Genomic DNA, 10,987 nt, shown 5'->3' with positions numbered 1-10,987 from the left:
TGCTCTAAGATATTTACTGTTTTCATATCTTTCTTTTTTCCAGGGCAAGGGCAATTTTGGTTGTTCTTGCCCTGTTTTGTTAACGCCGGAAAGATTGCCTGCAAAGAATGGTCTTGTTACAATTAATTCTTCCGTGCTGAGCAATTTATTTAACGTGAACTCGGGAATTAAAAGCTTCTAAATATGCTGTTTTCATGCTCTTAAAGTCCTTTTGCCTTAAATACCTGTTTTTGGTAAAGTGTTTTCTTTGTCAAATCAAGTGGAAACTACCGTAAATAGGACATCATTTGAAGTTATGATACTTTCTAAACAATTGATTGTTGTTGAATATTATATACAAATTATTGATTAACATTAAATTAACTGATGATTAATTCGCGGGTTCACGTTATTTAAGTAACAGAACGTCGATTATAATTCGTTTAATAATTGCACCGCTTTAGCCAGGTTGTAAATAGCATCTGCTATTTTGTTTAATTGCTCATGTATAAGTTCGTGGTGTAAAATCTCGGTATCTTCCTGCAAATTAGCCGTAGGAGTGGTAGCCGTTTTGGGCAAAGGCACGTTGGCGTGTAAAGGCGTATCGGCAAAAGGTAAAGTAGCCGGAACAGTAATGGTTAAAGGTTGTTCTGAAATAATAGCTGTAATGGCGGCTTCCAGTAAATTACCCGCTTCGCGTAAAAAAGACTCTGCTTCGGGGTAGCTATCCGAATCGGATTTAAGTTGCGGTAGCAAAGCGGCCAGCGAAGTTAACTCACGCGTAAGCCGGCCATTGTAGAAAGCCAAACTGCGGGCAATTTTTATTTTTTCTTTTTTGGTACCTGGCTCTAATTGCAACCGCTTTACCGAATCGTCGATAGCCAGATTAGCGGTTTCGGCTTTCCGGCGCGAGGCAATAATGCGGGCGTGAAAACCAGTTTGGCTTACCAGTTCGTGGTGAAGCTGGGTTAACAAATGATTATTTGCCCGAAAGCCTTGCGCCATAATCGGCCGTACTTTGGTTCTTTCCCACTCGGGCCAGAGTAAGAATGCCGCCGCCATGGCCAAAATTACGCCTAGTACGGTAGCCATAAACCGGTTAGCTGCAATGTGCCAGTCTACCGGGCCGGAAATCTCGAAAAGTGCTACCAGCATCATGGTTAAAAATATAACCGATACGGTATAATTACGCTGCTGGAAATAAGTAGATAAAAAAGACAATAAAGCTACGGCTAAAATAAAAAAGCCGATCGGGAAAGCATGAATTAACAGCACAGTACCCAAAAGCCCGCCAATAAAGGTGCCGGCCACCCGCTGCCAGGCTTTTTGCTGGGTAGTACCGTAATCGGGTTGCAATACCACCATAACGGTAAGTACAATCCAATATCCCCGCGGAATATCAAAAGCCATAAAAAGCGCAATGCCAAGGGCGCTCATAAGCACCAGCCGTACGGTATGCTGCCGCGATACATTTTTAAACCGGAGCAGTTTTTTAAAAGCCGGTACTTTACGCGGAATAATACGTTCGGATACTGCTACCGGCGGCGCTAGTTTTTTTTTCTGGTGCAAACGGGTAAGCAGCAGCAGGGCATCGTCGAGGTAACGGGCCGCCGATTGCAGTAACGTTATAATGCGGTGTAAATCTAAACGGGCCGGAAAATTATTGGCCTGGTGTAAATTATACAGGTGGTGCAGTTCATTTATGGCTGCTTTCAGGTGCAAAACCCGGTTTTGCAGATTTTGAATATCCCGGTCCCGGCCCAGTACCAACGCATTGGTTACACCTTTGGCCGCCTCGGCGGCCAGTAATAAACGTTGCTGTACGGCCGGCATAAATTTATACCCGTATTCCTGGTCGCGCAAGTGTTCGAGGGCGTGGTTCATGGCCATAATAGTAGCGCCAAACCGCGACGAGGCCCGCACCACTTTAAGCAAATCGCGCCGAATATGAAAGTACCGGTTGTTGTTTAACCGCAGGTAAGGCAACACATCGTTTATGGCGTGCCGCAGCGAAATATCTTTTTGTTGAACCCGTTCGGCAAGATCAGCTTTGCTGGTGGTATTGGCTAAAAATGCGGCCATGTTGCTGCCCAGTTCCCAAGAGCGGGCTAAATTAGAATAATAAGGTAAATCGGGTCGGAACGGCCAGAAAAATAAGAAAATAAAAGCCGCCCACAAACCACCCAACCAAACCGCCATAAAGCGGTCTAGGCCTACCGCCACCGAATGTGGTGGGCTGAGGGCAATTAAAAACACAACTACTCCGCAGAACCCAATCTGCTGCCCATGCGCGCCTACTTCTTTGGCCAGCGACGAAGCCCCGGCAATTATTACCATGGCCATAATAGTGAGCCAGAAATTACCACTCACAAAAGTGCCCGTTAAGGCACAGCAGCCAATAAACAACAAACCCATAAATAAAATAAGGGCGCGTTGCGGATAAGTAGTCTGGAACTTGGTGCCGGATAAAACCTGGGCCGTAATGGCACCAATGCTACCAACCAGCGGTTCGTTTACCCAATAGGCTACCACCAGCGGTACTACTAAACCCAGCGAGCTAATGGAGGCCTGTAAAACATCCGGGTTAAAATATTCTCTCCGCAAAAAAGCTTTCAGGTAAGTATAAAAAGAGGTGCTGAACATGCTTTAGGGGCTACTGGCGGTATCGGGCTTAAATAGTTTGCCTACGTAAATAAATCATTCTTAATGCAAATCTAACAAGGCAATCAGTAAAATATTCATTTAAAATATAACCACTGTTACTTTCTCGCAAGTACCCGCTTAAAAGAGCTAAATTAATATACAGGGGCAAGCTGGCTAGTATACCGGCAAAGCAACCAGGTGGTTTTACTTACTAATATCCAAACTCAGAAAGTACCCAAGGAGCAGAATGATTTTTATGGTTTTAATAATTGGCAGATACCGTTTTACGCTAGAAAATTATAATATCTGCCACCCGCTCTATTTTGCCGCCGGAGTATTTTGGCCCGAAGCTTCGTTCTGGAAATAATCGAGTAAGACGCGGGCTTTGCTTTTGCCAATTTCGGCTATTAATTCGGCCTCGCTTAATTCCCGTATTTTCTTTACCGATTTAAATTTGGTTAATAATTTATCGGCGGTGGCTTTACCCAAACCTTTTACTTCGGTTATTTCGGTTTTGAGGGTGCCTGCGTCGCGCTTGCTGCGGTGGAAAGTAATGGCAAAACGGTGCGCCTCGTTCCGGATGCGCTGAATTAACCGCAACGTTTCGGATTTTTTATCGATGTACAGCGGCAAGGTGTCGCCGGGGTAAAATATTTCTTCCAGGCGTTTGGCAATGCCCACCACAGCCATGCGGCCGTAAATACCTAAATCTTTTAAAGCTTTTACCGCCATTCCTAACTGGCCTTTACCACCATCAATAATTATTAACTGGGGTAGGGGCGTGCCTTCGTCGAGTAAGCGGCGGTAGCGGCGCGTTACAATTTCGTACATCGAGGCAAAATCATCGGGGCCTACTACCGTTTTAATGTTGTAGTGGCGGTAATCTTTTTTAGACGGTTTGGCATTCCGGAAACAAACCATCGATGCCACCGGGTTATCGCCCTGGAAGTTAGAGTTATCAAAACACTCGATGTGCTTGGGCAGCTCGGCCAGGCGCATTTCTTTTTTCATGGTTTCCATAATACGCACCTCGTTGGTATCTTTGGCTTTTTCGTTCATGCTTTCTTTTTCTTTGCGCAAATACATCGCGTTTTTTAAAGAAAGATTCAGCAGTTTGCGTTTGTCGCCAATTTGGGGTACGGTTATGGTAAGCCCATCTAGGGGCAAAGTCAATTCAATATTAACGAGAATTTCTTTCGAGTCGCTCTCAAACTCGTGGCGCAGCTGCACAATAATTGACGCCAGAATATCGGCATCGGCCTCATCCAGCTTTTTCTGAATTTCCAAAGATTGCGTTTGGATAATAGCGCCGTTTACTACTTTTAAGTAATTTATAAATGCGCACTTCTCGTTCGAGGTAATCGAAAATACATCAATATTGGTAAGTGTATTACTCACCACCGTAGACTTGGCCTGGAAATCTTCGAGCGTATCTAGCTTTTGCTTAAAGCTGTGAGCCAGCTCAAATTGCATTTCCTGAGCCGCTTCCAGCATTTTTTCTTTAAAATAATTTTTGGCCGTACCTAAATTGCCCGACAAAATACTCCGGATTTGCTGTATGTGCTGGTTGTAACTGTCTTCGTCGATGAGGTCTTCGCAGGGGCCTTTGCAGTTGCCAATGTGGTACTCCAGACAAACCTTAAATTTACCACGGGCTACATTTTCCGGCGATAAATTATAGGTGCAGGTCCGCAGCGGGTATAAGCTCCGCACCATTTCCAGCAGCACATTCATGGAGGTAATGCTGGCGTAAGGTCCAAAGTATCTAGAACCGTCGTTTATTTTATTCCGTGTACTCAGCACCCGTGGGAAACGCTCGTTGGTAATACAAATGTAGGGGTATGTTTTGCCATCTTTAAGTAAAATATTGTACTTGGGCTGGTGCTGCTTTATCAGGCTGTTTTCGAGCAAAAACGCATCCGATTCGGTATCGACAATGGTAAACTCAATATTCCGGATATTAGAAATGAGTTTAAGCGTTTTTTTGTTGTGCTGGTTAGATTTATTAAAATAGCTGCTTACCCGTTTGCGGATATCCACGGCTTTGCCCACGTAAATAATCTGGTGGTCGTCGTAAAATTTGTAAATGCCCGGCTTGTGCGGCAAATGACTTATAATTTCCTTTAAGCGCTCGTCGGCAGCCATAATATCCTCCTCTTCAACCGGAAAATTTAAATATTTTTAATTTGATAATACTGTACAGAATAAGTTTTTTCTTAAACCCGCGGCTAAATTTAATCCGCAGGGTTTTAAACGAATAAATACCCTAATGAATATTTACCGGTTTATGATACGTTTTGTTTATTGCCGGTTTAATATTTGTAGCTGAAAATTATTCTGAAATTGGGTTGAAACCAAGTTTTTTGAAATTGTTTCGGGGCTTCAGAATAGGACAGGAGATTTTATCTGGTTGATTCCAGCGCCTGTTCATGATTCCTGCAGCTCAACTTGCTCTCTTCTGCTATCATCAGAACGCTTCGGTCATTTTTAAAGAGTCTTCTGATAAGGAAGATAAACAGGTAATTAAGCTTTAGAGTAAATTGCCGGTATGGCTTTCTACCCAGAAGAATTCCTCCGGAAATATCAGAAATAGGAAGAAAACTTTACAGCAAATGAGCCATTTGATATTTGTGTCCTAATCGTAGTTACTTTTACTGAAACACTTCAGGTAAGATAAAGGCTACTTTTTTAAAGCCTAACCACTAACCGGCAGTTAATTTTAAATAGATTCTTCGCCGGTAGGTTTGGTTGGCATTTGTAATATTTGGTCCTGGCTAATGGTATCGTTGATAATACCGGTTTTGTATTTGCTGCAATCTATTTCCACCGGTAAATTTTGCGGTTTTGGGAAAGGCTCTTTCGATACGCTCAGGCTTTTATCGGCGTATACTTTTTGCATAAACAGCCCGTAGATAGGCATAGCCAGTTTATTGCCTTGCCCGTAATTAGCACTTCGGAAGTGAATACTCCGGTCGTCGCCGCCTACCCACATGCCACACACCAAATCAGGCGTTACACCCATAAACCAGGCATCGGAGTGATTTTGGGTAGTTCCGGTTTTAGCCCCTATTTCGTTTTTCAGCTTATAGCGGTTCCGCAAGCCGTGCCAGGCCGTAGCCAACCTAATATCGGCCGCTCCTTTTAGCATGTGAATCATCAGATAAGCGGTTTCTTCGCTTAAAACCGGGTTGGTACGCGGATGATTTTCGAAAAGTAAGTTGCCGTTTTTATCTTCGATGCGGGTAATGTAAATGGGCTCGGTCCATTCGCCTTTATTTACAAAGGTGCCGTAAGCCGCCGACATTTCGTACACCGAAGATTCGTGAATACCTAACCCAATGGAGGGCACCGGTTCCAGGTTTTTACCAACGCCCAGGCGTTCGGCATATTTTACTACAGTTTCTGGAGTTAAGGTTTTAACCAGGAACATGGTAACCGTATTAATAGAATTTGCCAGGGCTTCGCGCAAGGTATAATTCCGGCCCGTGTATTTACCGTCACTGTTTTTAGGGGTATAAGCCTCCCGTCCTTTTTCGGCCGGGAAAGTTACTGGTATATCGGGTACTTCGTAACACGGGGAGTAACCCTGGTCGATGGCGGCGGTATATACCACCGGCTTAAAAGTAGAACCCGGTTGCCGGCGGCCTTGTTTTACGTGGTCGTATTTAAAATATTTATAATTGGTGCCACCCACCCAGGCTTTTATATTGCCATCTAACGGATTAAAAGCCATAAAACCGGTATGTAAAAAGTGTTTGTAGTAAGCCAGGGAATCCATTGGGCTCATTACTACTTCTTTTTCGCCGGGCGCTTCCCAGGTAAATACCTTCATCGGTATTTTTTTATTCAGGTAATATTTAATGGAATCCTTGTTGCCTTCAAATCGCCGGTTCAGGCTAATGTAGCGCTCGGTTCGTTTAATAGCAGTTTCCAGGAAGCCCGGTATGGTACGGCCATTCTCGTCGGCCCAAGGTTTACGGCCTTTCCAGTGCTCGAAGAATATTTTTTGCATCGCTTTCATGTGTTCCTGCACGGCATCTTCGGCGTGTTGCTGCATTTTAGAGTCGATGGTGGTATAAATTTTTAAGCCATCGGAGTAGAGGTTGTAGCTGTTATCGCGCGCCCATTTTAACAGCCATTTACCGGCTTCGGCGCGGAGATAAGGTGCAATGCCATTATTCTGGTTTTCTACCTGAAATTGTAATTTGATATCCTGGGCTACGGCGGTAGCGTAAGCCGGCTCATCAATAAAACCGTATTTCCGCATTTGCGATAACACCCAATCGCGGCGCCTTCTGGAACGTTCGGGGCTGCTTACCGGGCTAAACCGGGAAGGCGCATTCACTATGCCCACTAACAAGGCTGATTCTTCTAAGGTTAAAGTTTTAGGTGCTTTGTTAAAAAATGTTTTTGCTGCCGATTTAACCCCAAAGGCATTGCTGCCAAACTCCACGGTATTCAGGTACATCATTAAAATTTCTTTCTTGGAGTATGCTTTCTCTAACCGGATAGCTACAATCCATTCTTTTGTTTTAATAATGAGCATGCGCAAACCGGGTATATCGGCAAGTAAACCCTCGCGGCTGGTTTCGGCACGGGTCCGGAATAAGTTTTTGGCCACCTGCTGGGTAAGCGTACTGGCACCCCGGCTACGGCCACTCATGGCGTAATAAACCACCGACAGCAAACCTTTAAAATCTATGCCCGAGTGTTCTTCAAAACGTACATCTTCAGTGGCAATTAAGGCATCTACTAAATGTTGGGGAAGTTCGTCATATTCGGCCGGTACACGGTTTTCCGTAAAATATTTACCCATTAGCACGTTATCGGCCGAATACATTTCTGATGCCAGTTCACTTTGGGGATTTTCTAAAGTTTTAAAATCTGGCAGTTCCCCAAAGAGGTCTAAAAAGTTGATGCTAACGGCAAATACAAACAATGCAAAGCCCAGCAAGCCGGCAATAAAGGCCAACCAGATACCCGAAACAAGTTTAGCGTAATTTTTAGCACGGGCAGTAGCAGTTTTGGGGGTACGGGCAACAGACATGGAGTATTAGTAATTATTCTTATAAAAGGTAAGGTACGCTTCCAGGTTACCGTCTTTTTGTAAAACCGGTAAGTTCTCGGAAGAGATCACAAAGGTAGCAAATTCTATACCTCTTATTTTACTTAATGGCGATTGGGGTGCTTTTTGTTTTATGGTGTACGATTTAGCTTTGGCCCCATTGGTAAATTCGCGGATAATAACCATTTCCTGGCTAGGATTGAAGGCTAGGGTTTCCACAGTCAGGTTATCGGCGCGATTATAGCGGTCGTTGTAAGCTTTTATTTTATCGGCAATGCCGGCAAAAGCCGCCTGGTCTTTGGGGTAAATAATTACTACCGTTTGCGGAGCCTGCGGATTTACGGCCGCATACAAGGGTTGAGCCGGTACGGGAGCAGAACCTGGCGTTGCAGCATTGGCATTATTAGGTGCCGGATTATTAGCCGGGGCATTGTTTACCGGAGCCGATGGTGCCGGCTGGTTGGTTACTACCGGCGGCGAAGTAGCCGTATTGGTTGGTGGTAAATTATTAGCGGGCTTACCAGTAGTTTGTTTTGTTACGCCATTGGTAATTGGCGCCGGTTTTTCGGTAGCGGGTAGCGGAACCGTTTTTTCGCTAACATTGGTAACCGGCAGTTTAGCCAGTTCCGGGTGGGCTTTATCAAACTCTGCCTCCGATAATTTGCCGCTTTCGTACAATGCAAACGAATCGAGGTAGCGTTGGGCCGTCGCTTTTAAATTACTGCTGGGGTAAGTATTTAAAAATTGCTGCAAGCTGGCTTTAAAAGCCTCCATCGAACTGGTTTTAGCTAATATTAATACCTGCAGAAAAGCAATTTTATCCATTAATTCGGCCTCGGGGTAGCTTTGCCGTATAAGGTTTACCACATTGCCGGAAGCCGTATAGTTGCCAGCTTTGTAAAAGGTAAAAGCCGAATCGTAGAGTTGGCGCACTTTTACATTGCCCGCCGAAACTTTAACCATATACTCGGGTTCGTCAATCAGCTTAGCGTAACGGCTATCGGGGTATTGTTGTTTTATGCGGGCAGCGTAAGTATTTTGTTTCGGGTCGTTGGCTTCTTTGTACAACAGATACAGTCCATAATTTACTTCGGGCGCTAACCTGGAGGTCGGGAAACGGGTTAGAAGTTTCTCGTAAGTTTCAATAGCATGAGCGGGTTCGTTTAACTGGTGCCGGTAAATATTGGCCAGCGCAAATAATCCTTCTTCTACCCGTTGGTTGGAGGTGGCGCGCATTTCGGGGCTTAGCGGAATATCCTGGCGTAAAGCATTGCGGAGCGCTTCGGGTTGTGCTGCGGCATCTTCAGCCGGTGCGTTGCCAGGTAAGGCATCCGGCGAAATAGCCGCTAAATCGGGTTGGGCACCGCCGGCCGTTTGGGCGCGGGCAATGCGCCAGTTGTCCTGGAGCGGACGGTTTCCCCAGCGCCGGATAAATTCAGATTTTGCCGAACCAACGGTAGCCGGGTTATCAAAATACCAAACTCCACCGGGCGACGGGTTAAAAGCGGCAGCAGCGGCATTGTTATTCGAAAGGTTACCGGCCATATTATTTCGGTTATTATCCCTCGAATTATTAGCTGCTTTTTCAGCGGCTTCGGCAGCTTTACGGGCGGCCAGTGCTTTTTGCTCTTCCTGCTGTTTAATTATAGCCTCAATGCGGGCATCTAAAGCTTCTTTGTCCAGGGCCGCTAAGGCTTGTAAGCTGTCTTCGCGGGTTACAACGGTATAATGCTTTACAAACTCATTTAGAATATCGCGCCGTTCGGCTGCCGCCGCATAATCTTGCACGGTAGGGGGCAATACTTGTACAGCACTATCGTAATAAGCCTGTGCCAAGCCATATTTTTGCAGTTTATCGTAATAAATCTGGCCGGCGAGTAAATAAGCATAACCTTTTTGGGCCTGGTTGGTGGTAGATGCCTTTACCGACTGGGTTAAATATTGCAGGGCCTGGTCGGGTTTGTTTTGCTTTAACTCAAACCGAGCCATTTCAAAATAAATTTTATCTAAATATTCCTTGTTCTTGGCGTCCTGACGCAGCTTGCGGTAATATTTATACACCGTTTCGGCGCTGCTGGCATCTGAAATCTCGGTTACCTGCCCCAGGTGCAATTTGCTGTGAAAATTTAATTCGTAAGGCGGATTTTTGCGCAGGATTTTATGGAATTGCTGTTGGGCTAGTTTGTTCTGGTCCGTTTCCTGGTAAAGTTGAGCCAGAATAAACCGGATACGGGCTTCTTCGTCTTTCTTCGGAATGAGCGGTATGGCCAGTTTCAGGTTGTCTATGGCTAGTTTGTTTTCTTTTACCAGTAAATAGTACTGGGCCCGGGTCAGGAAAAGCAGCAGAGCGTTTTCTTTCGTCAGAAATTGCTTTTTCATTAAATCCGATACTGCTTTGGCACTGGCCAGATCGTCGGTGTTAATAAAGCAGCGCATGAGCCAGACCAGGGCTTCGTGGCGGGTTTTATCGTTGGTGCTGGTGCTGTTAACGTATTTAAAGGATCTAATGGCCTCGTCGTATTCCAATCCGTAAAAACGCGCTTTGCCAATTAGCAGGTAACTATCGTCGGTCCAGTCGCTGGAGGTGTGTTTTTGAATGGGGTAAGAAGCCTTTTTAACAATTTCTTCCAGTTCTTTTTTATAACCGGCCGCCGTAACCGAGTCTATTACCGGAAAAATAGGCAACAGGCGGTTATAATCCGGAATTGCTTTGGCTGTTACATCCGCTTCTAAAGTTTTCAGGCGCTCATTGCCCAGAAAATACGCATTATAATGGGCGGTGGTGTTCTGATAAGCTTTGCCAATAAGGCCATTCCGTTCGGCCGAACAAGCCGCCAGGCCCAGACCAATCAGGCAAAAACAGAGGTATAAATAAATTTTATTCAAAATATGCGCTAGGTATTAATCAATAACTACAACCGCTTGCATTATATTAAATAACGTTGCCGTTTGGTATATATTACCTGTTTTAACTTTTAGGGCTGCTCAATTAGTTCAAACTAAAAAGTAAAATTAAGGATTTTGGGTGAGATATAAATAAATTATAAAAATGCTAAAATAAAGAATAGCCGGGTAAATACCGTAGCAATTTAATAAATAGCTGAAATAGGAAAATACCGGGAGCCTCAAAAACCGAACTTGCACCTTGAATGGGGGTTTTACAAGAATAAAAATAAAGTGTCACTTTCTAAATATTTCCGGTTTGGTTACAGCCAGTCTGCGCAATCAGCTTGTAGAACAACTTCTGAAATATTGTTTGATTAGTGGCGGCTAAGGTGTTAATTACTAATATATTTAAGC

4 protein-coding genes are annotated in these 10,987 nt (G+C 44.6%); all 4 read right to left on the bottom strand.

The annotated features are described in order from the left end of the window. Positions 1–411: 411 nt before the first annotated feature. The 4 genes from ACO1R6_RS03680 to porW all read right to left on the bottom strand — a co-directional run bounded on the left by ACO1R6_RS03680 (position 412) and on the right by porW (position 10,573). Positions 412–2,622: an FUSC family protein gene (locus tag ACO1R6_RS03680; RefSeq protein ID WP_486262273.1), complete on the bottom strand. Its 2,211-nt coding sequence runs from the start codon at positions 2,620–2,622 to the stop codon at positions 412–414. 318 nt (positions 2,623–2,940) lie between these two features. Next, positions 2,941–4,767 carry an excinuclease ABC subunit UvrC gene (gene uvrC / locus ACO1R6_RS03675; protein ID WP_486262272.1) on the bottom strand — a complete coding sequence of 609 codons (1,827 nt, stop codon included), beginning with the start codon at positions 4,765–4,767 and terminating at the stop codon, positions 2,941–2,943. Between the two features lie 574 nt (positions 4,768–5,341). Next, entirely contained in the window at positions 5,342–7,669 is a 2,328-nt protein-coding gene (locus ACO1R6_RS03670) for a penicillin-binding protein 1A (protein ID WP_486262271.1), read from the bottom strand. 6 nt (positions 7,670–7,675) lie between these two features. Beyond that, a complete protein-coding gene (gene porW, locus ACO1R6_RS03665) occupies positions 7,676–10,573 on the bottom strand; it encodes a type IX secretion system periplasmic lipoprotein PorW/SprE (RefSeq protein WP_486262270.1) in 2,898 nt (965 codons plus the stop codon). Positions 10,574–10,987 lie beyond the last annotated feature (414 nt).

This window comes from Adhaeribacter sp., from assembly GCF_057359045.1.
Note: the sequence above shows the minus strand (reverse complement) of the source record. Positions and strands in the feature narration are given on the sequence as shown.